Origin of the sequence: Streptomyces sp. NPDC020875 (assembly GCF_040641415.1) — a bacterium.
In the GTDB taxonomy this organism is placed as follows: Bacteria; Actinomycetota; Actinomycetes; order Streptomycetales; family Streptomycetaceae; genus Streptomyces.
Map to the genome: position 1 here is coordinate 41641 of NZ_JBFADP010000042.1, position 24568 is coordinate 66208.

The following is a 24568-nucleotide window of genomic DNA, read 5'->3' on the forward strand; positions in this document are numbered from 1 at the left end:
CGCGAGCCCTCTCTTGGAAGCCGGGTTGCGCCCGGCGACCCGATGTCGTTCGCGGCCCGCCCCACCGTCGTGGCTGGTCGCGCAGTTCCGCCCCCTACGCCTTCGGCAATGGGGGGACCCCCGGCGCCTCGGCTCTCCTGGGCACCGCCCCAAACCCGGGTCTCGCCCAGCGACCTGATGTTTGTTCGCGGTCCGCGGCCCGCCTGTGGCTGGTCGCGCAGTTCCCCGCGCCCCTAAATGCTCTCCCCGGCACGGCCCCTGAAAGGGGGGCCGCCTCTCTGCGAGGGCAGGGAAGAAAACAACCCGGGTGGCGCTGGGGGTCCCCCATGCCGGAGGCATAGGGGACGGAACTGCGCGAACAAACACGACGGTGGGGCGGACCGTCGACAAGATCAGGCGGCCGGGCGGCCCGCGTCGCGAGGAACGGCCGGGATGGGCTATTGACGCAGTGGTCTAGTCCTTTTAGTGTCGGCGCCACTCCGCACTCACACGCGCGCGGGGTGCGGACGCCCGGCGGCGGAGTCCCGGCCCTTGCCGCCGCCGGGCGTCCCGGCGTGCCCTCGCGCGCCGCCCCCGAGTCAGCCCAGGACCCGGACCGGACGCCCCGCCAGGAACGCCTCGACGTCCTCCACCGCCTGGCCGAAATAGCCCTCGTAATTGCGCCGGGTCACATAGCCGAGGTGCGGCAGCCCGAGGAAGTTCGGGGCCGTACGCCACGGGTCGTCCGCCGCCAGCGGTTCGGTGGCGAAGACGTCCGCGCCCGCGCCCGCGATCCAGCCCTCGCGCAGGGCCCGCAGCAGCGCTTCCTGGTCGACGATGCCCGCCCGGGAGGTGTTGACGAGGAAGGCGGTACGGCGCATCCGCCTCAGTTCGGGCTCCCCGACGAGACCCCGGGTGCGGTCGCCGAGCACCAGATGGACGGTGACGAAGTCGCTGGTCTCCAGCAGTTCTTCCTTGGACGCGGCCGGGATCACGCCCTCGGCCGCCGCGCGCTCCGGGTCGAGGTTCCGGCTCCAGGCGGCGACCTCCATCCCGAACGCGGCACCGACCCGGGCGACCCTGGTCCCGATCTTGCCGAGGCCGAGGACCCCGAGCCTGCGGCCGTGCAGATCGGCGCCGAGGGTCTGCTGCCAGGGGCCGCCGGAGCGCAGGGCGGCGTTCTCCACGGCGACGCCCCGGGCGAGTCCGAGGATCAGGGCCCAGGTCAGTTCGGCGGGCGGCTCGGGGTTGCTGGCGGTACCGCAGACGGTGACCCCGTGCCGGGCGGCCGCGGCCAGATCGATCGCCGCGTTGCGCATCCCGGAGGTGATCAGCAGCCGGAGCCGGGGCAGCCGGGCGATGAGTTCGGCCGGGAAGGGGGTGCGCTCCCGCATGATCACGACGATCTCGCAGTCGCCGACGGCCGAGACGACCGCGTCATGGGTGGGCAGCGGATCGCGCAGGAACCGGGTCTCGACCCGGTCGCCGAGCCGGTCCCAGTCGGCGAGCGACCGGGCCACGTCCTGATAGTCGTCGAGTACGGCACACCTCAGGGTCCCGTTCCGCCCGGCGGACTCGCCCGCGTCCGCCGCGCCCGTAACCCGCGCCGTTTCCACCGTTTCCGCCGTCTCCCGCGTTTCCGCCGCTCTCGCCGGTTCCGTCATCCCGTCAGCCTCCTCGGTCGCCGATCGACCGGAGCGTAATGCACGTCCACGCGCCCCCGGCGCACAACCGAGTTCGGCCGTTGTCGGGCGACGGCGGGCGCGTTGCACGGCAACACCAGGACCCGCGGCCCGGCCCCGGACCCGTCGAACCCCACCGGACCTGCGACGACGCGGTGTTGCACGGTCCGGGGCGGCAAACGCCCGGCGGTCGTGTCGTTGCCATTCACCGGGCTCCGGCCGCGCAACACCCCGGCCGCGCCCCATGCTGTGGCTCACCTTCCGGCAGCCGTCCGGAGGGGCCCGGCCCCGCCGCGTCCGGTGGGGCGTCGTAGGAAGGAAGGGACGCCATGGAGCGCCCGCTGCTGTCGTTGAGAGCCACCCTCGTGCTGTTGCTCGCGGTACTCGCCGGGGTGGGGGCGGGGGTCCTCGCCGGGGTCGCGGGCGAGGGCACGGCGCGCAGCGTGCTGTGCGGACTCGCCGCCGCGGGCCTCGCGGTGCCGTTCTTCGACCGGCTGGTCGGACCGGCCGAGCGGTCCGGCGGCACGTCCGGCGGCACGGACGCGGCGGGCGCCGGGGCCGGAGGCGAGGGCCGTGGCTGAGGGAGTGAACGGGGTGGCGGCCGAAGGGGTGCGGGGCGTGACCGAGCTGAAGGCGCTGGGCCCGGGGCTGACTCCGCAGGCCCGCGCGCTCGCCCAAGAGTTGCGCGGGCTGTTCCGGGCGCTGGGCGTCTCCGTACGGCGGTACGCGGCACGGCGGCTGCGGGACCCCGGCACGCTCTCCCGCTATCTCAACGGGACCCGGGTGCCGCCGTGGGAGGTGGTGATGGACCTCTTCACGGATCTCGCCGAGCACCGGGGCACGGCGGTCACTCCGCAGACGGTGGAGCTGGTACGCCGACTCCACCGGGAGGCACTGGCGACCTCGGCCCCCTCACCGGGACAGGCGGTGGAGGTGCTGGAGCGGCAACTGGCCGACGCCGACCGGATCTCGCGCCGCTCGACCGTCCGCGGTGACGTGCTGGGCGAGGCCCTGCTGGACCGTCAGCACCAGATCGCCGATCTGGAGGTACGGATCAGTGAGCTGGAGGCGGACCGGAGCGCCGAGCGCGAGCGGGCCGACCGGCTGGCCGAGGCGGCCCCCGACGTATCGGACCTCTTACGGGAACGGGACACCCTCCAGGCCCAGGTGGGGCGGCTGGCGGAGGAACTGACCGCGACCCGGCTCCAGCGGGACCGGGCCGAGCAGCGGTGCGGGCTGCTGGAGCGGCAGCTGGAAGCCATGGAGAAGGTCCAGCGCGGCGACGGTCTCCCGCCGCTGGTCCCGACGGCGGGGCCGGTCGCGCGAAGCCTGCCGAAGGTGCTGATCGTCGACGACCAGAAGGACAATCTGATGGCCATGAAGGCGGTGCTGTCGACGCTGGACCAGGAGCTGGTGGCGGTCTCGTCGGGGCGGGACGCGCTGAAGGCGCTCCTCGACCACGACGACTTCGCGGTGATCATCATGGATGTCCAGATGCCGCTGATGGACGGCTACGAGACAGCGGCGCACATCAAGCGGCGCGGCCGGAGCAGCAACGTACCGATCATCTTCCTGACCGCGATGGGCGCCGACCCCGAGCACTCGGCCCGGGGCTACGCGGCGGGTGCGGTGGACTACATCGGGAAGCCGTTCGACCCGTGGGTGCTGCGGGCGAAGGTGGCGGTCTTCACGGGCATCTACCTGGAGCGGCACGGGGACGCCGCGCGCTGAGCGAAAGGGGCCCCGGGACGGGCAAGCCGTCCCGGGGACGGTGCCGGGGAGAGGCTTTTAGGGGCGCGGGGAACTGCGCGACAAGCCACCGGCGGCCCGCAGACCGCCGACAACGCCAGGTCGCCGGGCGAGACCCGGGTCTTCGGGCGACGCCGTGGAGGGCCAAGGCGCTGGGGGTCCCCCCATCGCCGAAGGCATAGGGGGCGGAATCGCGTGACCAGCCACCGGAGGTCCGCGGGGCGCGTGCCGCGCCGTGCGGACCCCGGCCCACCGATCCGTCCCAGAACCCGGGCCGGGCCGTCCGCACGGCTCCACCCTGCGGGTACCCGGAGCCGTACCGGTCATGCCCGTAAGGCTCCGACACCCCGTCACACCCCGCCGGACACGGCTCCACCGGCCAGGGCCGGGCCCCCGCAGCCGGGGGCTACGCGTCCGGGGCGAAGAGGGCTTCCTGGGCGTCGTCGCGGGCGGTGAGGAGGGCGCCGCGGAGGACGGCCGGGCCGCCGAGTTCGCCGGGGCGGACCTCCGTGGGCAGCGGGTTGAGGGCGGCCAGCCGGGTGGCGACCCTGGCCGCCAGGTCCGCGCCGCCCGCCAGGCCGATCTCGCCGCCGAGTACGACGCATCCGGGGTCGACGATCGAGGTGACGGCCGCGGCGCCGACCGCGACCCGCTCGGCGAGGGCGTCCAGGAAGCCGTCGGCCCCGGCCGTGACGGCCTCGGCGACGACCGCCGACGCGGTGGGCTGCGACGCGTCGGGCGACTTGAGCCCGTGCTCGGCGGCGAGTTCGCCGATCGCCGCCGAACCGGCCAGCGAGTGGAATCCGCCCGCGCAGCCGGAGGCCGACGGCAGCCCGCCGGTACCGGGCACCGGCAGGAAGCCGATCTCGCCCGCTCCGCCGGAGACCCCCCGGCGGAGCCTGCCGTCGAGGAAGAGGGCCGCGCCCACACTGCGGCCGAGCCAGAGGAAGGCGAAGGTGTCCCGGTCGCGGGCGGATCCGGAGCGCTGCTCGGCGACCGCGGCGAGGTTGGTCTCGTTCTCCAGCACGATCCGCGCGGAGAGCCGCTGCTGGAGTTCACCGGCGACGCTGCGGTGCCAGCCGGGCAGCGCCGAGCCGCGGAGTTCGCCGGTACCGGGGTCGATCAGCCCGGGGACGCCGACGGCGACCGTGTGCAGCCGGGTGGCCCCGGCGTCCCGGGCCGTGTCCTCCAGCAGCGCCGCCACCCGCTCGACGGCGGGGCCGGTCCGGGCGTCCCGGGTGATCGGCAGGGACGCCTCGGCGATGGTCGCCCCGAGGAGGTCGGCGACGACCAGGGTCACCCCGTCGGTCCGGACGTCGAGGGCGGCCAGATGGGCGCGGTCGGCCACGATTCCGTAGACCCGCGCGTTGGGGCCTCGGCGCCGGGCACCGGTCTCGCCGACGATCCGGATCAGCCCCGAATCCTGGAGACGTTCGACCAGATCGGCGACGGTCGGCCTCGAAAGGCCGGTCAGAACCTTCAGCTCACCTGCCGTCAGTGGGCCTTCGCGCTGGAGGAGTCCCAGGGCGAGGCGGTCGTTGATGACCCGGGCGGTGCTCGGGGATGCGGCCATGTCGGAATCCTTCCAGATCGGTTTCCGTGTCCGGCCGAAGGGTCACGGAGAGAGGGAGGCGTACGGGAGAAAGGCCCGGGAACCCGGGAATCCGGGACCTTGAGGACCGGGGTCGGCGTACCGGACTCGGCCGGTCCGGCGAGCCGTCCGGACGGCCCCCGGGAGGAGCACCTGGACGAGCACCCGGAAGGGCGTCGGGAAAAACAAGATGACAGGCGGTTAATTATCAGGCAGGCTTCCTGATAGTTTACGGGAGGTCGCGGAGGCGCGGCCTCCGAATCACCGGGAGGGGTGGACGTATGGCGTCGGGCGCGAAGGTTCTCGACCCGGGGAAACTGCGGCGGGCGCGGTTCGCCCTCGCCGCGGTGTTCTGTGTGCACGGGGCGGTGGCCGGCAGCTTCGCCACCCGGATCCCCTGGATCACGGATCACACCGGGGTCAGCGCCGGACAGCTCGGGCTCGCCCTCGCCTTCCCCGCGATCGGCGCGTCGCTCGCCATGCCGCTCGCCGGGGCGATCAGCCATCGGCTGGGCGCGCGGACGGCCCTGCGCTGGCTGCTCGCGCTGTGGACGCTCGCGCTGACGCTGCCGTCGCTCGCGCCCGATCTGTGGGTTCTCTGCGCCGCCCTCTTCGTCTACGGGGCCACGTCCGGCACCTCGGACGTGGTGATGAACGCGGTGGGCGTCGAGGTCGAGCACCGGATGGACCGGTCCATCATGTCCGGGCTGCATGGAATGTGGAGCGTCGGAGCCCTGATCGGTTCGGCGGGCGGCACGCTCGCCGCGCATCTGGACACCGACGCGCGGATCCATCACGCGCTGGCCGCCGCGATCCTCACCGTCCTCGGGGTGCTGGCCGTCCGGGGGGTCCTCGACGTCCGCAGCAGTCCGGACGAGGAGCCGCCGCCGCGTTTCGCGATCCCGCCGAAGTCGGCGGTGGTGATCGGGGCGATAGGGTTCTGCGCCGTCTTCGCCGAGGGCGCCAGCCTCGACTGGTCGGCGGTCTATCTGCGGGACGTTCTCGACACCTCCCCCGCGCTGGCCGCCGCGTCCACCACGGCCTTCGCCCTGACCATGGCGGTGGCCCGGCTGGCGGGCGACCGGATCGTGGACCGGTTCGGGGCGGTGCGTACGGTACGGACCGGCGGAGTGGTGGCGACCGTCGGCGGGGCGCTCGTGGTGCTGGCCCCGCATCCCGCGACGGCGCTGGTGGGCTTCGGTCTGATCGGGCTCGGGATCGCGGTGGTCGTCCCGCTGGCCTTCGCGGCGGCCGGGCGCAGCGGCCCGCGGCCCGCCCAGGCCATCGCGGGTGTCGCCACCATCACCTACACCTCCAGCCTCATCGCGCCGTCGGCGATCGGCGGAATCGCGGATGTGACGAGTCTGGTGGTCTCCTTCGGCCTGGTGACGGTGCTGGCGTTCGGGCTGGTCCTCGGGGCCGGTGTGCTCCGTTCGGCGGGCCGGGAGAGGGTGGCGGGCGGCAGTGCCGAGCACTCCCCGGCGGATCTCACGGCCCGGGAACCACGCGGGTAGTCGTCTCTTGGTCATCGGCGTGCGGCGGTACGAAGCGGCCGCGCACGGCATCCGGTGGCACTCTCCCCTGGGCGCCGCTCCTCGATCCGGCCCCGGACGGGCCCACTGCCACCCGTCCGTCCGGGGCCCTTCCCCCCTCTCCCCGTGGCTCGCCGTCTCTTCCGTACGGGGGTTTTCGGCCAGCCACCGTCCATACGGCCGGGCCCTCGACCGGGAGCAGGACCCGGGATCGCGGCCGTACGGGACCGGGTCCGGTCCGGGTGACGCGTACGGCTCCTCGGGCACCGGCCTCGGGGAAGCGCCCTCGGTCGTTCCCGGGCGGCGGCCGGTGGCCGGGCGGCGACCCCGGCGGGCCGCCTGGTTCGCGCCCGTGCGCCGAACGGCCGAAAAGTGCCACTACCATGGCGCCGATCGGCCGCGACCGCGTACCGATCGGCCGGGCCGTCACCCCGGGACGACCGTCCCGGCCGCGTGCTCCGGTCCCCTCGGACCGAACCCTGTGAGAAGTGGAGCCGCCCGGTGAACCTCGGCGTGCGTTGGACCCTGCACGGCGACGGGCGGACCCCCGCTCCGGGTGCCGTCGTCCGCCCCGACGAACGGCTCTCCTGGCCGCGGACCGCGGGGCTCGGCGCCCAGCACGTGGTCGCGATGTTCGGGGCGTCCTTCGTAGCTCCGGTATTGATGGGGCTCGACCCCAATCTCGCGATCATGATGTCCGGTGTCGCCACCATGATCTTCCTGCTGGCGACCCGCGGCCGGGTCCCCAGCTATCTGGGCTGCTCGCTGTCGTTCGTCGGCGTCGCCGCGGCCATCCGGGCGGGCGGCGGCGACAGCGCCACCGTCACCGGAGCGGTCTTCGTGGTCGGCGTGGCGCTGTTCCTCTCCGGACTGGCGGTCCGCCGGTTCGGCGCCCGGATCATCCATGCCGCGATGCCGCCGATCGTCACCGGTGCCGTGGTCATGCTGATCGGCTTCAACCTGGCGCCGGTGACCGCCAGCACCTACTGGCCGCAGGACCAGTGGACGGCGCTGCTGGTGATGCTCTTCACCGGCCTCGCCGTGGTCTGTCTGCGCGGCTTCTTCTCCCGGATCGCCATCTTCCTCGGGCTGGTCTTCGGCTACGGCCTCTCCTGGGTGCTCGACCGGACCTTCGGCCGGATCCACTCCCCGCTGGGCGGCGGCGAGGCCGTGGACCACTGGCGGCTCGATCTCTCCGGGGTCGGCGACGCCGCCTGGGTCGGGCTGCCGTCATTCCACGCGCCCTCGTTCGAATGGTCGGCGATCCTGATCGCGCTGCCGGTGGTGATCGCGCTCGTCGCGGAGAACGCCGGGCACGTCAAGGCCGTGGGCGAGATGACCGGGGACCCGCTGGACGACAAGCTGGGCACCGCGATCGCGGCCGACGGCGCGGCGTCGATGCTCTCCACCGCCGTGGGCGGCCCGCCGAACACCACGTACTCCGAGAACATCGGCGTCATGGCGGCGACCCGGGTCTACTCCACGGCCGCCTACTGGGCCGCCGCCGTCTTCGCCCTGCTCTTCGGGCTCTGCCCCAAGTTCGGCGCGGTCGTGGCGGCGATCCCGGGCGGGGTGCTGGGCGGGATCACCGTGATCCTCTACGGCATGATCGGTCTGCTGGGCGCCCAGATCTGGATCAACGCCAAGGTGGATCTGAGCAATCCGCTGAACCTGGTCCCGGCCGCTGCGGGCATCATCATCGGGGTCGGCGGGGTGTCGCTGAAGGTCACCGACGACTTCGAGCTGGGCGGGATCGCCCTCGGCACCATCGTCGTCATCACCGGCTACCACGTACTGCGGGCCTTCGCCCCGGCCCATCTGAAGACCCAGGAACCACTGCTGGACGAGGGCACGTCCCGGTACGACACCGACACCGGCGCCGACAGCGACCCGGACTCCGGCTCCGGTTCCGCGGGCACCACGGGACCCGGCCAAGGACCCGCCAAGGGCTGACCCTTGGTCCGTTCCGGGGACGCCCCCGGCGATCCGGCCCGGGGCGGGGGCCCGGCTGGGACCCTGCCCCCATGGTCCGGATCGAGGAAAGCGCAGCGGTCGGCGTGGCGGACGTGGCCGACCGGATGCGGGCGCTCGGCGCCCGCTGGCCCGCCCGTGACGGCGTGGCCGTCTTCAACCGTGTCTATCTCGCGGTCACCGAGGACATCGCCCGGCGGATCGACCGGGGCGAGTTCCCGGACCGCCGGGCGGCGACCGTCCTCGACGTGCTCTTCGCCGAGCGGTATCTGTCGGCGGTGGGACGGGCCGAGTCCGGCGGGCGGCCACCGGCCTGCTGGCGGCCGCTGTTCCAGTACCGGCGCCATCCCGGCGTACGGCCGCTCCAGTTCGCCCTGGCCGGGATCAATGCCCATATCGGGCACGATCTGGCGCTGGCGGTGGTCGACACCTGCCGGGCGCTGGACTGTGCCCCGCCCGAGCTGGAGAACGAGTTCGACCAGGTCGGGGAGGTGCTGGTGGTACTGGAGGAGCGGATCCGGGAGGAGCTGATGCCCGGCCCCGATCTGCTGGAGGTGGCCGATCCGCTGACCCATCTGGTGGGGGCCTGGAGTCTGGACCGGGCCCGGGACGCGGCCTGGTCGGCGGCCCGGCTGCTCTGGGGCGTACGGGAACTCCCCGGGCTGACGGAGGAGTTCACCGAGCGCCTCGATACCGGGGTCGGGCTGGTCGGCCGCTGTCTGCTGACCCCCTGGCGCTGACCGGGCCCCGGGCGGGGCGCCCGGCAGGCCGGGAAACGCCCCGGCGGCCGGACACCGCGCCCGGTCCCGGACGACGGGGCCGGAACGCGCAAGCGCCGGACCGCGCGGGGGCCGGTCAGGCGTTGACGCCCGCGTCGACGGTGATCGCCGTGCCCGTGATCAGCCGTCCGCCCGGTCCCGCGAGATGGGCGACGGTCGCGGCCACGTCGTCCGGGTCGAGAAAGCTGCCGAGCAGTGTTCCGGCCAGGATCTCCTCGGCGCCCTCGGCGTCCGCCGGGTTCATGTCGGTGGCCGTCGGGCCGGGGTTGACGGCGTTGACCGTGATGCCGCGCGGCCCGACCTCGCGCGCCAGCGCCCGGGTCAGCCCGGTCACGGCCGACTTGCTCATGGTGTAGAGCACGGCATTCGCCAGGACGGCCCGGTCGGAGAGATTGCTTCCGATGGTGATGATCCGGCCGCCCCTCGGCAGATGCCGGAGCGCCGCCCGGGCCGCAACGAACGGCGCCTTGGCGTGGATGGCGAGTACCCGGTCCAGTTCCTCGGCGGTGACGTCCTCCACGGGCCCGTACGGGAACACCCCGGCATTGTTGACCAGGACGTCCAGCCGCCCCAGCTCCGCCGCCGTCCGGTCGACCGCCGCCGTCACCGCCGTACCGTCGGCCGCGTCGGCCTCGATCGCGACCGCCCGGCGGCCACCCGCCTCCACCTCGGCGACCAGCGCCTTCGCCTTCTCGGCGCTGGTGGGCGAGACATAGGTGAACGCGACGTCCGCCCCCTCGCCCGCCAGTCGGCGGACGACGGCCGCCCCGATCCCCCGGCTGCCACCGGTCACCAGAGCCGCCTTGCCCAGCAGTGCGCCCATGACTGCGCCCCCATTTCCGTATCGAATGACACAGAAATACGATCACGCCCCGGGGAAGCGCGTCAAGGTATATTTTTATCGAGCGACACAGAATGATCCGGGGGCGTTCTCACCGCCCCGGCGGTCGCCGTGAGAAACGAGGAGGGACCGGTATGGCGGGACGTGGACGCCCCAGGAGTTTCGACCGGAGCGTGGCCCTGACCCGGGCGATGGAGACGTTCTGGCGCCGGGGGTACGAGGCCGCGTCGCTGACCGAACTCACCGCCGCCATGGGGATCAACTCCCCCAGTCTCTATTCCGCCTTCGGTTCCAAGGAGGCCCTGTTCCGGGAGGCGGTGGAGCTGTACGCGGCCACCGAGGGCGCGCCGATCGACCGCGCGCTGACCGAGGAGCCGACGGCGTACGAGGCGGTCGCCGCCGTGCTCCGGTGGAACGCCCGCGCGTACACCGGCGACGGCCGGCCGACCGGCTGCATGATCGTCCTGGCGGCCGTGAACACCACCGACGAGGCGGCCCGGCGGTGTCTGGCGGAGGTCAGGGCCGCGGGCATCGACCAGTTGCGGGAGCGGCTGGAACGGGGCGTGAGGGACGGGGAACTGCCGCCGGACGCGGACACCGTGACCGCTGCCCGCTTCTACACCGCCGTCATCCAGGGAATGTCCGTCCAGGCCAGGGACGGGGCCGGATACGAGGAGGTGGCCCGGGTCGCCGAACAGGCGATCGCCGCGTGGGAGACCGTGACGGGCGGCGCGGTCCCGGACGTCCCGGACGGCCCCGCCGCTCCGGATCCGTACGGGGCGGGGCGACCGGCAGCCGGTCCCGGAACCGCCGGCTCCGGGACCGCCGCGTCCACCGACCGGACCGGCTGACCGGACGGGACCGGCCCCTGACGGGCAGCCGGGCGGCCGGGCGGCCGGGGCCTCCGGCCGGACCGGCGCTCAGTCCTCCGGCAGTTCCACGGGCGCGATCTCGTCGTAGAGGTCGCCGGGACCGGGATTGGAGGGGTCCGTCGCGCCGCCGAAGTGCCGCATCACGCCCCAAACGGCGTTGAGGGCGGTCTGTACGGCGCCCTCGGCCCATCCCGCCGTCCAGGAGATGTCGTCGCCCGCGAGGAAGATGCCCTGCATGTCCGCGGGCAGCCGGTCCTGCATGAAGTGGGTGAAGAGCCGCCGCTGATAGCGGTAGTGACCGGGCAGATTGGCCTTGAACGCGCCCATGAAGTAGGGCTCGTTCTCCCAGGAGACGGTGACCGGGTTGCCGGTGATGTGGGCGCGGATGTCGACATCGGGGTAGATCTCGCCGAGGGACTTCAGCATCACCTCCATCCGCTCGTTCGCCGACAGCGGCAGCCACTTCAGGCTGTCGTCGCACCAGGTGTACGAGAGGCAGATCACGGCGGGCCGGTCCGGACCGTCGTCCAGCAGATACGTACCCCGGGTCATCCGGTCGGTGAGCGTCATCGACATGGTGTCCCGCCCGGTCACCGGGTTCTTGTCCAGCCAGAACGGCCGGTCGACCGGGACGAACAGCTTCGAGGACTCCATGTAGTGGGTGCGCTCGATCGCGGTCCAGTGGTCGATCGGGAAGAGCGCGTCGTCACAGGCGATCTTGGACAGCAGCATCCAGGACTGGGCGGTGAAGACCGCCGCGCGGTAGGTACGGATGTCCCCGGCGGCGTCCGTGACGGTGATCCGGTTGCCCGCGGTCCGGTGCAGCCGGGTCACGGCGGGCCGGTGGCCGCCCTCGTGCAGCGACGCCAGCGACGTGCCCTGCGGCCAGTGGACGATCTTCCCCGGGGCGCGCTCCCAGAGCCGCAGCGGAAGCTGCTGGCTGCCCTCGACGATGCCGCGGTGGTGGTCGTCGGCCTCGGAGTAGACGACCCGGAGGATCTCCAGGATGGAGTTGGGGAAGTCGGTGTCCCAGCCGCCCGTGCCGAAGCCGACCTGGCCGAAGATCTCCCGGTGCCGGAAGGAGCGGAACGCCTCGGAGGCGCAGAGGAAGCCGTAGAAGGTCTGGTTGTCCAGCCGCTCCACCAGCCGGGCCCAGATCTCCCGGATCCGGGGCACGTCGCGCTCCCGCATCGCCCGGTTCATCTCGGTGAAGTCGGCGCCCTCCTCCAGACAGGCGTTCCAGGCGTCCATGACGTCCCGGTAGACCTGCGGGAGGTCGGCGATGGTCTCGGCGTAGTGGGACTCGCCCTTGAGGTCGACCACGGTCGACGGGGTCGAGGGCGCCAGCGGATTGGGGAACGGCCTGGTGGTGAGCCCGACCAGGTCGATGTAGTGCTGGAGGGCCGTCGAGGACGGCGGGAAGCGCATGGCGCCCATCTCGGCGGTCAGCCCGGGATCGCCGCCGTCGAAGCCGACCGTCCGCAGCCGTCCGCCGATCCGGTCGGCCTCGTAGAGGACGGGCTTGAGCCCCATCTTCATCAGCTCGTAGGCGGTGATCAGGCCGGAGAGTCCGCCGCCGATCACCGCGACCTCGGTCCCGTGCTCGGTCGCCGGGATCTGCCCGAGCCCGGCGGGATGGGCCAGGAAGTCGTCGTAGGCGTAGGGGAAGTCCGGCCCGAACATGGTGATCGGCGGCTGCGCGTCGGTGTGCTGGACGGCGGTGGGCACCGTGGACGTCATGGGGTCGAACTCCTAGCAAGGACAACGAAAGGCGACCGGCGCACCGGGCGGTGGCACCTCGGAAGTTCCGGGGGTCCGGGGCGGGATTCGGCGGGGCGGGATCCGGGCGACGGGGGTGGTGGAGCCCGTACGCCGGGCCTCCCAGAAACCTACGGTTTCGCCGTCATCCGGGACAAGGCGCGTCCGTTGCGCCCCGGCGGACGATTCATTGCGTCTCCCGGGCCCCAGGCGTCGATTCGTTGTGCGTGGCGTCGCCGCAGGTGGCGCGGGGTGCCGTACGGCCGGGGACGGACCGGAACCGGTACGGGCTACGCCGCACGGGGGAGGCCGGGTGCCGACTCGGGGCCGATGCGGCGCGGCGGGGTCGGGCGGGAGGGTCGGGGACGTACCGCCGGGGCCGCCCCGGCCCGGCGCACCGACCGCGAAAGGAACCGCCGTGCTCCGGTTGTCCCGTCCGTCCCGTCACCACCACCCGGGCGACCGGCGCGAGGGGCCGCCGGTCCCCGGGTCCCGCCACGAGCCGCCCGGGCGGGCCCGTCAGGCGGGCGGTCCCGAGGAGTAGCGGCGCAGCAGCGGGGAGAGCACCAGCACCGACTTGGTGCGCTCGACGAAGGGCTCCCCCGCGATCCGCTCCAGCACCCGTTCGAAGTGGCGCATATCGGCGGCGAAGACCTGGACGATGGCATCGGCCTCGCCGGTGACGGTGGAGGCCGACGCGACCTCGGGATACCGTTCCAGGCCCCGTTCGATGGCCTCCGGGGACGTATTGCTGCGGCAGTACAGCTCGATGTACCCCTCCGTCTCCCAGCCGAGGGCGGCGGGATCCACCCGTACGGTGAAGCCGGTGATGGCGCCCGTGTCGCGGAGCCGGTCGACCCGGCGTTTCACGGCGGGGGCGGAGAGACCGACGAGGGCGCCGATATCGGCGTAGGAGCGGCGGGCGTCCTCGGCCAGGGCGTGGACGATGCGTTCGTCGAGGTCGTTGAGTCGCACGGAGGGTGGGTCACTCTTCTTCGGTGGGCCGGTCGTCCCGGGCGGCGCGGGCGGCACGGCGCCGTCGCCCCGGTTGGAACGCAGTAGAACACACCGCCGGGCCACGGGCGTCCCGGCACGGACGCGCCGGTCGCGCCGCGCACCCGGAACGGGCCGCGCGGGCCGTGCCGGGCGGGTCCGTACGGTCCGTACGGAGACGGCCCGGCGCCGGGCCACGGGGGTGCCGGGCGCCGGGACCGCGGCCCGGCCACCCGGAGGACCGGGCGGCCGGGCCGTGACCGGGCGTCAGCTCCAGCTGGCGTGCAGCGGCTTGCCCTCGGCGTACCCCGCGGCGCTCTGGACACCGACGATCGCCCGCTCGGCGAACTCCTCCAGCGACCCGGCACCCGCGTAGGTGCAGGAGGAACGGACACCCGCGATGATCGAGTCGACCAGGTCCTCGACGCCCGGCCGGGCCGGGTCGAGGAACATCCGCGAGGTGGAGATGCCCTCCTCGAAAAGCGCCTTGCGGGCCCGGTCGTACGCGGACTCATCGCTGGTCCGGTTGCGGACGGCGCGCGCCGACGCCATCCCGAAGGACTCCTTGTACGGCCGCCCGTCGGCGGTGTGCTGAAGGTCGCCGGGGGACTCGTACGTCCCGGCGAACCAGGAGCCGACCATCACATTCGACGCCCCGGCGGCCAGCGCCATCGCCACATCGCGCGGGTGCCGCACGCCGCCGTCGGCCCACACGTGCTTGCCGTACTTCTTCGCCTCGGCGGCACACTCCAGGACCGCGGAGAACTGCGGCCGGCCGACGCCGGTCATCATCCGGGTGGTGCACATGGCGCCCGGACCCACACCGACCTTGATGATGTCGGCGCCCGCCTCGATCAGATCCCGTACGCCCTCGGCGGCGACGATGTTGCCCGCGACGACGGGGACCTTCGGGTCGAGGGAACGGACCGCGCGGACCGCCGCGATCATGCTCTCCTGGTGGCCGTGGGCGGTGTCCACGACCAGGGTGTCCACACCCGCGTCGAGCAGCTGCTTCGCCTTGCCCGCCACATCTCCGTTGATACCGACGGCGGCGGCGACCCGCAGCCTGCCCGCGGCGTCCACGGCGGGGGTGTAGAGCGTGGCGCGCAGGGCGCCCTTGCGGGTGAGGATGCCGACGAGACGGCCGTCCTCGTCCACGGCCGGGCTGTAGCGGCGGTTGGCGTTGTCGAGCTTGGTGAACGCCTCCCGCGGGTCTATGTCCGCGGCCAGCAGCACCAGATCCCGCGACATCACCTCGGAGAGCTGGGTGAAGCGGTCGACACCGAGCAGATCGGCGTCGGTGACGACGCCCACCGGGCGGTGGTCCTCGTCCACCACGACCCCGGCCTCGTGGGCCCGCTTGGGCAGCAGGGCGAGGGCGTCGGCGACGGTCTGGTGGGGGGTGAGCACGATCGGGGTGTCGAAGACCAGGTGCCGGGTCTTGACCCAGGCGACGACATCCGCGACGACCTCGATCGGAATGTCCTGGGGGATCACGGTGAGACCGCCGCGGCGGGCGAGCGTCTCGGCCATCCGGCGGCCGGCGATCGCGGTCATGTTCGCGGCGACCAGCGGGATGGTGGTGCCCGTGCCGTCCTTCGACGAGAGGTCCACGCCCTGGCGGGATCCTACGGCGGAGCGGCTCGGCACCATGAAGACATCGTCGTAGGTCAGGTCGTAGGGGACCGCGGGGCTGGCGGTCAGCCGACCCGTACCGGGCTCAAGAAAACGCATAAGTCTCACATTTTCAGGCGAAACGGAGCAGGTCACTCCCACGAACGACACAACAAAGAACCCCCGTGCTGTGCTTTCCTCCAGATCGCCCGGTGGGCGTCCGCGGAGTTACGGGGGCTGATGCGCAGGACCGTGGGCCTGCCTTACGTCGAAAGGTTACCCGAGTCCGAACAGATCAGCGATGCCGCGCGGACGGCGGCACCGGCCCGCGGCCCGGCTCCCGCCCCGGACGCCCCGGCCCCGGCCCGGCTCGATCCGGCGGGCCCCGGACACATCCGCCGGGCACACTCCCGGCCGGATTCGGTCACGGCCCGGTCACGGAGAGCCGGACGGGCGGCGGGCTAGGCTGACGCACGTGGCGAGAACCGACGGAGCGTTACGGGCGATCAGCGATCTGCACATTTCCTACGACGAGAACCGCGACATCGTGGCGGGGCTGAAGCCCTCGTCCCCCGACGACTGGCTGATCGTGGCCGGGGACGTCGGCGAACTCATGGCGGACATCGAGTGGGCCCTCACCCTCCTGGCGGAACGGTTCGCCAAGGTGATCTGGGTCCCCGGCAACCACGAGCTGTGGACGGTCAAGCAGGAGACCAGCCCCCTGCGCGGCGTGGAGCGCTACCAAGCGCTGGTGGAGCTGTGCCGCCGGATCGGGGTGCTCACCCCGGAGGATCCGTACCCGGTCTGGCGGGGCCCCGGCGGTCCGGTCCGGATCGCACCCCTCTTCCTGCTTTACGACTACTCGTTCCTGGCCCCTGGCACCAGCACGGTCGAGGAGTCGCTGGCGAAGGCGTGGGAGGCGGGGATCGTCTGCACCGACGAGTTCTTCCTCCACCCCGACCCCTACCCGGGCCGGGCCGAGTGGTGCGCGGCCAGGGCCGAGGAGACCGAACGGCGGCTCACCGAGGTCGCGGGCGATCTCCCGCTGGTACTGGTGAACCACTGGCCGCTGGTGCGCACCCCCACGGAGGTGATGATCCACCAGGAGTTCGCCCAGTGGTGCGGCACGGTCAGAACGGCGGACTGGCACACCCGGTTCGGGGTCGCGGCGGTGGTCTACGGCCATCTGCACATCCCGCGCAGCACGGTCTACGACGGCGTCCCGTTCGAGGAGGTGTCGCTGGGCTATCCGCGCGAGTGGCGCCGGTACGGCCTGCGGTCGGAACTGGCCCGGCAGATCCTGCCCCCTCGGGAGACGTGACTCCCCCGGGCCGCGCCGGGCCCCGGCGACGGACGCCGGGGCCCGTGACCGGCGGCCCGCCGGGATCACGCGTTCCCGGCGCGGGGCGGGGAACCGCCCAGGGGATGGCATCTCGTCGGGTCGGTGGCACAGGGGACCGCGACGCTGTGGGTGAGGATCTCCCAGGCGAAGCCGACGATTCCGGCCTGGAGCCGGGACTCCACGGCGAGTTTGGCCAGGATCCGGGCGACATGGGCCTTGGCGGTGCGCTCGGTGATGACCAGGTGGGTCGCGATGGTCCGGTTCGACGACCCCTTCGCCAGCATCCGGAAGACATCGAGTTCCCGCTCGGACAGCAGCGGCACTCGGGCCAGAGCGGCGTCCCAGACGTGCTGGTGGATCAGGGCCGCCTGCCGGGCGGCGACAAGTTGACGGGACTCGGTCAAGGGTTCTGCGGTGCGCATGCCGGTTCCTCGGTGTCCTCTGGCTGACGGGCGGTCGTCTCATGGGGTGACTCTGCGCGCGCCGGCGCATGCGGGCTCGCCGGTGGGGCGCGCGGCGTTCATGGAGAGCGGGTCGCCCTGGCGGTCGGCCGCGGGGACGGGGGTGGCGAACGGTGCGTCGTCAATTCCGGGAAACATATGAAGCCGGATGCGCATCGGGCGGATCAATTCTCGGCCAGCCGAATTGCATCGTGCGGCAGGTGAATTCCGGCCGCCTCCGGCCGTATGTTCCAAGTCGGCTCGCCCGGTGCCGAACCGACCCATGGATTCACCTCGCCCGGGGCAGCCCGATACAGCGGCGGCGAAAGCTCGGAATTTCGTCCGCGAGCTACGCGAGCTACCGGATCACTCTTGAAATTTCGGGCAGCCGCTAAGGCGCGGGGCCGACATCGATACCGGAAAGGAATTCCGGATGACTGCGGGGAGGGGGCGGCGGACCGAACACCCTGGACGATCGGCCTGTACGACGGGAGCCCCGCGGCGCAAGCAACGAAAGGGGCTCTACTCCCCCACCCACGATGGTTCCCCCCGAGCATCTCGATGGAACGGCATCCCGAATAAAAGCCGAGCAATGCGTACACGGGTGGCCGACCTCTGGAGGTCGTCGCCTTACGCCTAAATTACTCGGTCACTACCGGATTGAGCAATGCCGGATCCAATATCTGAGATGAGCGGCTGAAATTCGCCAGGAGGCTTGAATTCTCGCGCGATGCGCCACCATCGCGAAATGGGCGATGGCATGGAGAGGTGCCGGCGGGCACTCTCCGGGGGTGATGGTACGGCATCAGGGAATGCCGATGAGCCGCAGCAGCGCCGCAGTCCCGGCCGCCGCGATGACGACGGCGAGAAAGGGCGCCCCGCGCCAGGCGAGCACTCCGCCGACCAGGACGCCGAGCGCCCGGGCCGCACCGGCGAAACCCTCCCCCTGGGTCAGTGCCGCGGTGGCCGTCAGGGCGGCGAGCAGCACGACCGCCGAGACCTCCAGCAGCTTCTCCGCCTGCTTCGGGAAGGCGACCTTGGCCCGCAGGGCGGGACCGGCCAGGCGCAGCAGGAAGGTCCCGGCGGCCAGGGCCGACATCGCCAGCAGCGCGGGCAGCAGGGGAAAGGAATCACTCATCGCGCCACTCCTTCGGGGTTCCTCGTCCGGAACAGCGGCAGCGCGGCCAGGGCGGCCAGCACCGGCAGTCCGGCCGGCAGGAAGGGGGTGAGGGCCAGCGCGATCGCCGCGCCCACGAGCGCGGTCCGCCGCAGCGCCCGGTCCTTCATCGAGGGCAGGATCAGGGCCAGGATCACGGCGGGGAACATCGCGTCCAGACCGAGGGCGTCGGTGTCCCGGACGACACTGCCCAGCAGCGCGCCGAGCGCGGCGCCGACGGGCCAGCAGACCAGGATGCCGAGGCCGCAGGCCCAGTACGCGGCCCGCTTGCGGGCCGGGCCCTCCTGGGCGATGGCGAAGACGACCGTCTCGTCGTTCATCAGATGGGTGCCGAGCGCTCCGCGCCAGCCCCGCCCGAGCACATCGGGCACCGCCAGCCCGAACGGCAGATGGCGGGCGTTGACCAGCAGCCCCGCGAAGAGGGCGGCGATCGGGCTGCCACCGGCGGCGATGATCCCGACGAAGAGGAACTCCGACGACGCCGCGAGAACGAGCGCCCCCATGAGCACCGGGAACCACCAGGGGAAGCCGGAGGTGACCGCGATGGCCCCGTACGACAGACCTATGACCCCTACGGCGAGGCAGACGAGCGCGATGTCCCGCACCGGCCCCTTGCCGAGCGTTTCCCATATCGTACGCATGGCATTTATAGTGAACACCTGATGAGTGTTCGTCAAGGTGAACGATTGACCATTGGAGCGAACGCGCGTGACCGAAACCGATCCTTCCCTCAAGCCGCCCCTGGTCGTCATCGCCGCCTCCCTGCGGGCGGAGCGGATCCGGTCCGGGCTCTCCCTCAGTGAGGTCGCCCGGCGGGCCGGGCTCGCCAAGTCGACGCTCTCGCAACTGGAGTCCGGGACCGGGAATCCCAGCCTGGAGACGCTGTGGGCGCTCTGTGTGGCGCTGGAGATCCCGTTCTCCCGGCTGCTGGCCGCCTCCCGCCCCCCGGTCCAGGTGATCCGCGCGGGTGAGGGCCCCGCGATCGGTTCGGCCCAGAGCGACTACCGGGCCACCCTGCTGGCCGCCTCACCGCCCGGGGCCCGGCGGGACGTCTACAGCATCGCGGCCGAGCCGGGTCCGCAGCGCCTTTCCGCCCCCCACATGCCGGGCGTCGTGGAGCATGTCGTGATCGGCGCCGGACTGGCCCTGGTGGGCACCGCGGACGAACCGGTGGAGCTGGGTCCGGGCGACTACATCAGCTACCCGGCCGATGTCCCGCACCTCTTCCGGGCACTGGAGCCCGGAACCCGCGCGGTGCTCGTCTCGGAACACCACTGAGCCGGACGCGGGGGCGAGGGGGGCGCCCGCGCGTCCGGCGGCTTCAGTGGCCCATGCCCCAGCCGCCGTCCACCGGCAGGACGGCCCCGGTGATACAGGCGGCCTCCCGGGAGGCGAGGAACCGGACCGCGGCCGCCACCTCTTCGGGCTCCGTGCCGCGCCCCACGGGCACCCGGCTCAGTACGGCCGTACGCTGCTTCGCGTCGAGGCCCTGGGTCATATCGGTATCGACCAGGCCCGGTGCCACCACATTGCAGGTGACGCCCCGGGCGCCCAGCTCCCGGGCGACGGACCGGGCCAGGCCGACCAGACTCGCCTTCGACGCCGCGTAGTTGGTCTGCCCGGCCGCGCCCAGCAGTCCGACCGCCGACGAGATCAGTACGATCCGCCCCCACCGGGCGTCGACCATCTCCTCCGCTGCCCGTCTGACCACCCGGAAGACGCCCGTCGCGTTGGTCTCCATCACGTCCGTGAAGTCGCGGTCGGCCATCCGCAGCAGCAGCCGGTCCCGGGTGATGCCCGCATTGGCCACCAGCACCTCCACCGGGCCGTGTGCCGCCTCCACCTCTTTGAACGCCCGGTCCACCTGCGCGGAGTCGGTGACGTCGCAGGTGACGGCGAGGCAGCCGAGGTCGGTCGCGGCGCTGGGCGGTTCACCGGTGCGGTAGGTCAGCGCGACCTTGTCGCCGGCCCGCGCGAAGGCGCACGCCACCGCGAGACCGATCCCCCGGTTCCCGCCGGTCACGAGGACGGAACGGCTCATGTCTTCCCCTCATCCTGCTGCGCTTTCGGTGGACCCGACCCGGCGGACGCCGGTCAGGCGATCTTGTGGACCCAGCCGAACGGGTCCGGTCGCGAACCGTCCTGGATTCCCGCCAGCTCCGCGCGCAGCCGCTGGGTGACCGGGCCCGGCGTACCGCCGCCGATCGTCCAGTCGCCGTCCGCGCTCCGGACGAAGCCGACCGGGGTGATCATCGACGAGGTGCCGCAGGAGAACACCTCGGTCAGTGCCCCCGACTCGGCGTCGGCGCGCCACCGCTCGACACTGATCCGGCCCTCCTCGGCCCGGTGGCCGAGCTGGTTCATCAGCGTCAGCACCGAGTCCCGGGTGACACCGGCGAGCAGGGTCCCGGACAGCTCCGGTGTCACCAGCCGGTCGCCGTAGACGAAGAAGAGGTTGCTGGTGCCCATCTCGTCCACCCAGCGGCGTTCCGCCGAGTCCAGCCAGACCACCTGGTCGCAGCCCATCTCCCCGGCCTGTGCCTGCGCGGCCAGCGTGCCCGCGTAGTTGCCGCCGCACTTGGCCTCACCGGTGCCGCCGGGGGCCGCCCGGGTGTAGTCCCGGGAGAGCCATACGGTGAGCGGCTTCGCCCCGGCCGTGAAGTAGGCGCCCGCGGGTGAGGCGATCACCATGAACCGGTAGGAGCGGGACGGGCCGTAGAAGCCGATGGTGGGCTGGGTGGCGATCATGAAGGGGCGCAGATAGAGACTGCACCCGGGCCGGTCCGGGACCCAGTCGCGGTCGGTGCCGACCAGCAGTTCGAGGGCCTCGACGAAGGTCTCCTCGGGCAGCGGCGGCATCGCCATCCGCGCGCACGAGCGGTTCAGCCGGGCCGCGTTGGCGTAGGGCCGGAAGGTCACCACCGTGCCGTCGGGGCGGCGGTACGCCTTCATGCCCTCGAAGACCTCCTGGCCGTAGTGGAACACCTGGGCCGACGGATCGAGCACCAGCGGCCCGTAGGGATGCAGCCGGGCGTCGTGCCAGCCCCGGTCCCTGGACCAGTCGATGCTGATCATGTGGTCGGTGAACACCTCGCCGAAGGCGGGTGACTCCATCAGTGCCGCCCGCTCGGCGACCGGCCTGCGGACGGCGGGCTCGGTGGTGAAGGTGATCGTCATGGGTGCGCTCCGGGGCAGGGGTTCACGGGGTCTCTCGGTTCAGAGGGGGATGTTGGCGTGTTTGCGGTTCGGCTGGTCCGCGTGTTTGGTCCGCAGCATCCGGAAGGCCCGGACGAGCAGTTCCCGGGTCCCGGCGGGGTCGATCACATCGTCGACGAGGCCGCGCTCGGCCGCGTAGTAGGGATGCATCAGCTCGGACCGGTACTCCTTGACGAGCTGGACCCGCAGCGTCTCCGGGGCGTCGGCCTCGGCGATCCGCTTGCGGAAGATGACGTTCGCGGCGCCCTCGGCGCCCATCACGGCGATCTCGTTGGTCGGCCAGGCGTAGGAGAGGTCGGCGCCGATCGAGCGGGAGTCCATCACGATGTACGCGCCGCCGTACGCCTTGCGCAGGATCAGCTGGACCCGGGGCACCGTGGCCTCGCAGTAGGCGTACAGCAGTTTGGCGCCGTGGCGGATCACCCCGTCGTGTTCCTGGTCGACCCCGGGCAGGAAGCCCGGTACGTCCACCAGCGACAGCAGGGGGATGTTGAAGGCGTCGCAGGTCCGGACGAAGCGGGCGGCCTTCTCGCTGGCCTTGATGTCGAGCACCCCGGCCAGGGCGAGCGGCTGGTTGGCGACGATGCCCACGACCTGGCCGCCGAGCCGGGCCAGCCCGCAGACCACATTGCGGGCCCAGCCCTCGTGCACTTCCAGGAAGTCGCCGTGGTCGACGATCTCCTCGATCACCCGGCGGATGTCGTACGGCAGCCTGCCCTCGGCCGGGACCAGGCCGAGGAGGGCGTCGTTGCGCCGGTCCTCGGGGTCGGCGCACGGGACGGCCGCCGGGTTCTCCCGGTTGTTGGACGGCAGCAGGGAGAGCAGATATCTGACCTCGCCGAGACAGGTCCACTCGTCCTCGTAGACGAAGTGCGCGACGCCCGACAGTTCGGCGTGGACGTCGGCGCCGCCGAGCCCCTCCTGGCTGACCTCCTCGCCGGTGACGGTCTTCACCACATCGGGTCCGGTGATGAACATCTGCGACGTGCCGCGGACCATGAAGACGAAGTCGGTCAGGGCGGGGGAATAGGCCGAGCCGCCCGCGCACGGGCCCAGGATCACCGAGATCTGCGGGATCACCCCGGAGGCCCGCACATTCCGGCGGAAGATGCCGCCGTAACCGGCCAGGGCCGAGACGCCCTCCTGGATCCGCGCCCCGGCGCCGTCGTTGAGCGAGACCAGGGGGGCACCCGCCGCGATGGCCATGTCCATGATCTTCTGGATCTTCTCCGCGTGCGCCTCGCCGAGCGCCCCGCCGAAGATCCGGAAGTCGTGCGCGTAGACGAACACGGTCCGGCCCTCGACCGTCCCCCAGCCCGTGATCACACCGTCCGTGTGCGGTCTGCGGTTCTCGATGCCGAAGCCGACCGCGCGGTGTCTGCGCAGCTGCTCGATCTCGTTGAACGAACCGGCGTCCAGCAGTACGTCGATCCGTTCGCGGGCGGTCAGCTTGCCCTTGGCGTGCTGGGCCCGGGTCGCCTGCTCGCTCGGGCCCTCGCACGCCGCCTCCCTGGTGGCGTGGAGGTCGGCCACCCGCGCCCGGATACCGGTACGCGTACCCGGTGGCTGCTCCGTGGACTCCTGCTGGACGGTCATCCGTTCCCTCTCCTTACGGGGTCCACGCGCCCATCGGCGCCGTGGCCGACGGGGCCGTGGCGGTACGGACCCCGCCGGGGCCGGGGCCCGGTCACGACCGGGTCCGTACGGGCTCGGCGGGCGGGCCGGGCACGGCCGGACCGGTACCGCCAGGGACCGCCGCACGGCATCTCTGCCGCTGCGCCCCCAGCCCCGACACCTCCGCCTCCACCACGTCACCGGCCCGCAGATAGGGCTGGTCGGGGCGGCCCAGCGCGACACCGCCGGGCGTCCCCGTCAGCACCACGTCACCGGGGTGCAGCACCATGAACCGGCTCAGGTACCAGACCAGGCGGAACACGTCGAAGACCATGTCGGCGGTCGACGCGTCCTGCATCGTCCGGCCGTTGACCCGACAGGTCAGCCGCAGCCGGCCCGGGTCGCCCGCCTCGTCCGGGGTGACCAGGTACGGGCCCAGCGGGCCGAACGACTCGAAGGACTTGCCCTTGACCCACTGCCCGCCGCGCTCCAGGAGCCAGCTCCGCTCGGACACGTCGTTGCCGGTGGCGTACCCCGCGATATGACGCGACGCGGCGGCCGGGTCCGGCAGGTACTGCGCGCGTCTGCCGATCACCACGGCCAGCTCGACCTCCCAGTCCGTCTTCTCACCGCCCGGAGGCAGCAGCAGATCGTCGTACGGTCCGACCAGCGTGCTCGGCGCCTTGCTGGCCACGATCGGCTCATCGGGCAGCGCCAGGCCCGCCTCGGCGGCGTGGGCCCGGTAGTTGAGCCCGATCGACAGCAGATGTCCGCCGGGGCGGACGGGCGGGCCGATCCGCCCGGCGGCCGGGTCGACCGCCGGGAGTCGGGCGGCATCCCGGGCCAGCCGTGCCGCCGTCTCGCGCAGCGCGTCGGGGTCCAGGGCCGGACCCGTCCAGTCCGGCAGCCAGCCGGACAGGTCCCGTACGACGCCGCCGGGGCCCACCGCGCAGGGCCGTTCCCGGCCCGGCGGCCCGATCCGCAGCAGCCGCATCTCAGCCGGCCGCCGGGTTCTGTTCGAGGTACTTCTCGAAGAACCGGAACTCCTCGTCGGTCAGCCGCCGGGGCCGTCCGGCCCGGTAGTCGAACGGCGCCATCACGGTCGTCGCGGTGGCGTACACGGTGTCGCCGTCGCGGACCACGCAGTCGATCGCCACCGTCGCCGACTGGAGGTCGGAGACCCACATCTCGATCTCCACCGGTTCGTGCCGGTGGACGAGCCGGCCGCGGTAGCGGATCCGGTGCTCGACCACCACCGATCCGTCCCGGAAGAAGGCGTCGCCGTCGGTCGGCGCCATCCGGAAGACGAAGTCGACCCGTGCCTCCTCCAGATAGCGGAGGAAGGAGACGTTGTTGACGATGCCGTAGACATCCATGTCGGACCAGCGGATCGGGCAGAAGTAGCTGTGTCTCCCCAT

22 protein-coding genes are annotated in these 24568 nt (G+C 72.4%); 8 read left to right on the forward strand and 14 right to left on the reverse strand.

What is annotated here, in order from left to right:
• Positions 1–578: 578 nt before the first annotated feature.
• On the reverse strand, positions 579–1643 hold the full coding sequence (locus tag AB0G74_RS23620; protein WP_361149520.1) for a D-2-hydroxyacid dehydrogenase family protein: 1065 nt from the start codon (positions 1641–1643) through the stop codon (positions 579–581).
• 347 nt (positions 1644–1990) lie between these two features.
• Between AB0G74_RS23620 and AB0G74_RS23625 the strand changes: the two genes are divergently transcribed.
• Together AB0G74_RS23625 and AB0G74_RS23630 are read left to right on the forward strand one after the other, a co-directional pair.
• A complete protein-coding gene (locus tag AB0G74_RS23625; protein WP_361149522.1) occupies positions 1991–2242 on the forward strand; it encodes a hypothetical protein in 252 nt (83 codons plus the stop codon).
• A gap of 37 nt (positions 2243–2279) precedes the next feature.
• Positions 2280–3392 carry a response regulator gene (locus AB0G74_RS23630; RefSeq protein ID WP_361149603.1) on the forward strand — a complete coding sequence of 371 codons (1113 nt, stop codon included), beginning with the start codon at positions 2280–2282 and terminating at the stop codon, positions 3390–3392.
• A 424-nt stretch (positions 3393–3816) separates the two neighbouring features.
• Here AB0G74_RS23630 and AB0G74_RS23635 read toward each other — a convergent pair whose 3' ends face one another.
• Positions 3817–4983, reverse strand: coding sequence for an ROK family transcriptional regulator (locus tag AB0G74_RS23635; protein ID WP_361149524.1), 1167 nt, complete (start codon positions 4981–4983; stop codon positions 3817–3819).
• A gap of 299 nt (positions 4984–5282) precedes the next feature.
• On the opposite strand from AB0G74_RS23635, the gene AB0G74_RS23640 reads away from it, so the two are divergent.
• The 3 genes from AB0G74_RS23640 (at position 5283) to AB0G74_RS23650 (ending at position 9244) form a co-directional block, all read left to right on the forward strand.
• A complete protein-coding gene (locus tag AB0G74_RS23640) occupies positions 5283–6515 on the forward strand; it encodes an MFS transporter (protein ID WP_361149527.1) in 1233 nt (410 codons plus the stop codon).
• 519 nt (positions 6516–7034) lie between these two features.
• Positions 7035–8486, forward strand: coding sequence for a solute carrier family 23 protein (locus tag AB0G74_RS23645; protein WP_361149530.1), 1452 nt, complete (start codon positions 7035–7037; stop codon positions 8484–8486).
• Positions 8487–8557: 71 nt separating this feature from the next.
• Positions 8558–9244, forward strand: a complete 687-nt coding sequence (locus AB0G74_RS23650) for a DUF5995 family protein (protein ID WP_361149533.1) — start codon at positions 8558–8560, stop codon at positions 9242–9244.
• A 115-nt stretch (positions 9245–9359) separates the two neighbouring features.
• Here the strand turns inward: AB0G74_RS23650 and AB0G74_RS23655 are convergent, their stop codons facing one another.
• On the reverse strand, positions 9360–10106 hold the full coding sequence (locus AB0G74_RS23655) for an SDR family oxidoreductase (RefSeq protein WP_361149536.1): 747 nt from the start codon (positions 10104–10106) through the stop codon (positions 9360–9362).
• Between the two features lie 152 nt (positions 10107–10258).
• On the opposite strand from AB0G74_RS23655, the gene AB0G74_RS23660 reads away from it, so the two are divergent.
• Positions 10259–10975, forward strand: coding sequence for a TetR/AcrR family transcriptional regulator (locus AB0G74_RS23660; RefSeq protein WP_361149539.1), 717 nt, complete (start codon positions 10259–10261; stop codon positions 10973–10975).
• A gap of 69 nt (positions 10976–11044) precedes the next feature.
• Here AB0G74_RS23660 and AB0G74_RS23665 read toward each other — a convergent pair whose 3' ends face one another.
• The 3 genes from AB0G74_RS23665 to AB0G74_RS23675 form a co-directional block, all read right to left on the reverse strand.
• A complete protein-coding gene (locus AB0G74_RS23665) occupies positions 11045–12736 on the reverse strand; it encodes an NAD(P)/FAD-dependent oxidoreductase (RefSeq protein ID WP_361149542.1) in 1692 nt (563 codons plus the stop codon).
• 537 nt (positions 12737–13273) lie between these two features.
• On the reverse strand, positions 13274–13729 hold the full coding sequence (locus AB0G74_RS23670) for an Lrp/AsnC family transcriptional regulator (RefSeq protein ID WP_361149545.1): 456 nt from the start codon (positions 13727–13729) through the stop codon (positions 13274–13276).
• Positions 13730–14014: 285 nt separating this feature from the next.
• Positions 14015–15481 carry a GuaB1 family IMP dehydrogenase-related protein gene (locus AB0G74_RS23675; RefSeq protein ID WP_361149547.1) on the reverse strand — a complete coding sequence of 489 codons (1467 nt, stop codon included), beginning with the start codon at positions 15479–15481 and terminating at the stop codon, positions 14015–14017.
• A gap of 355 nt (positions 15482–15836) precedes the next feature.
• Between AB0G74_RS23675 and AB0G74_RS23680 the strand changes: the two genes are divergently transcribed.
• Positions 15837–16682 carry a metallophosphoesterase gene (locus tag AB0G74_RS23680; protein ID WP_361149549.1) on the forward strand — a complete coding sequence of 282 codons (846 nt, stop codon included), beginning with the start codon at positions 15837–15839 and terminating at the stop codon, positions 16680–16682.
• 65 nt (positions 16683–16747) lie between these two features.
• Here the strand turns inward: AB0G74_RS23680 and AB0G74_RS23685 are convergent, their stop codons facing one another.
• From AB0G74_RS23685 to AB0G74_RS23695, 3 genes are all read right to left on the reverse strand, one after another.
• Complete coding sequence (locus tag AB0G74_RS23685; protein WP_361149551.1) at positions 16748–17125, reverse strand: helix-turn-helix transcriptional regulator; 378 nt, start codon at positions 17123–17125, stop codon at positions 16748–16750.
• A gap of 823 nt (positions 17126–17948) precedes the next feature.
• Positions 17949–18281: an AzlD domain-containing protein gene (locus AB0G74_RS23690; protein WP_361149553.1), complete on the reverse strand. Its 333-nt coding sequence runs from the start codon at positions 18279–18281 to the stop codon at positions 17949–17951.
• Positions 18278–18961: an AzlC family ABC transporter permease gene (locus AB0G74_RS23695; protein ID WP_361149557.1), complete on the reverse strand. Its 684-nt coding sequence runs from the start codon at positions 18959–18961 to the stop codon at positions 18278–18280. Before AB0G74_RS23695 ends, AB0G74_RS23690 begins: the two co-directional genes overlap by 4 nt.
• Positions 18962–19028: 67 nt before the next feature.
• On the opposite strand from AB0G74_RS23695, the gene AB0G74_RS23700 reads away from it, so the two are divergent.
• Positions 19029–19598, forward strand: coding sequence for an XRE family transcriptional regulator (locus AB0G74_RS23700; RefSeq protein WP_361149559.1), 570 nt, complete (start codon positions 19029–19031; stop codon positions 19596–19598).
• 43 nt (positions 19599–19641) lie between these two features.
• On the opposite strand, the gene fabG is transcribed toward AB0G74_RS23700, so the two are convergent.
• The 5 genes from fabG to AB0G74_RS23725 all read right to left on the reverse strand — a co-directional run bounded on the left by fabG (position 19642) and on the right by AB0G74_RS23725 (position 24568).
• Positions 19642–20361 (reverse strand): 3-oxoacyl-ACP reductase FabG, encoded by a 720-nt coding sequence (gene fabG, locus AB0G74_RS23705; RefSeq protein WP_361149562.1) that lies wholly within the window; start codon positions 20359–20361, stop codon positions 19642–19644.
• 53 nt (positions 20362–20414) lie between these two features.
• Positions 20415–21497, reverse strand: a complete 1083-nt coding sequence (locus tag AB0G74_RS23710; protein ID WP_361149565.1) for a branched-chain amino acid aminotransferase — start codon at positions 21495–21497, stop codon at positions 20415–20417.
• A 39-nt stretch (positions 21498–21536) separates the two neighbouring features.
• Complete coding sequence (locus tag AB0G74_RS23715) at positions 21537–23132, reverse strand: acyl-CoA carboxylase subunit beta (RefSeq protein ID WP_361149567.1); 1596 nt, start codon at positions 23130–23132, stop codon at positions 21537–21539.
• A gap of 91 nt (positions 23133–23223) precedes the next feature.
• Positions 23224–24144: a fumarylacetoacetate hydrolase family protein gene (locus tag AB0G74_RS23720; RefSeq protein WP_361149570.1), complete on the reverse strand. Its 921-nt coding sequence runs from the start codon at positions 24142–24144 to the stop codon at positions 23224–23226.
• Between the two features lies 1 nt (position 24145).
• Positions 24146–24568, reverse strand: coding sequence for a thioesterase family protein (locus AB0G74_RS23725; RefSeq protein ID WP_361149573.1), 423 nt, complete (start codon positions 24566–24568; stop codon positions 24146–24148).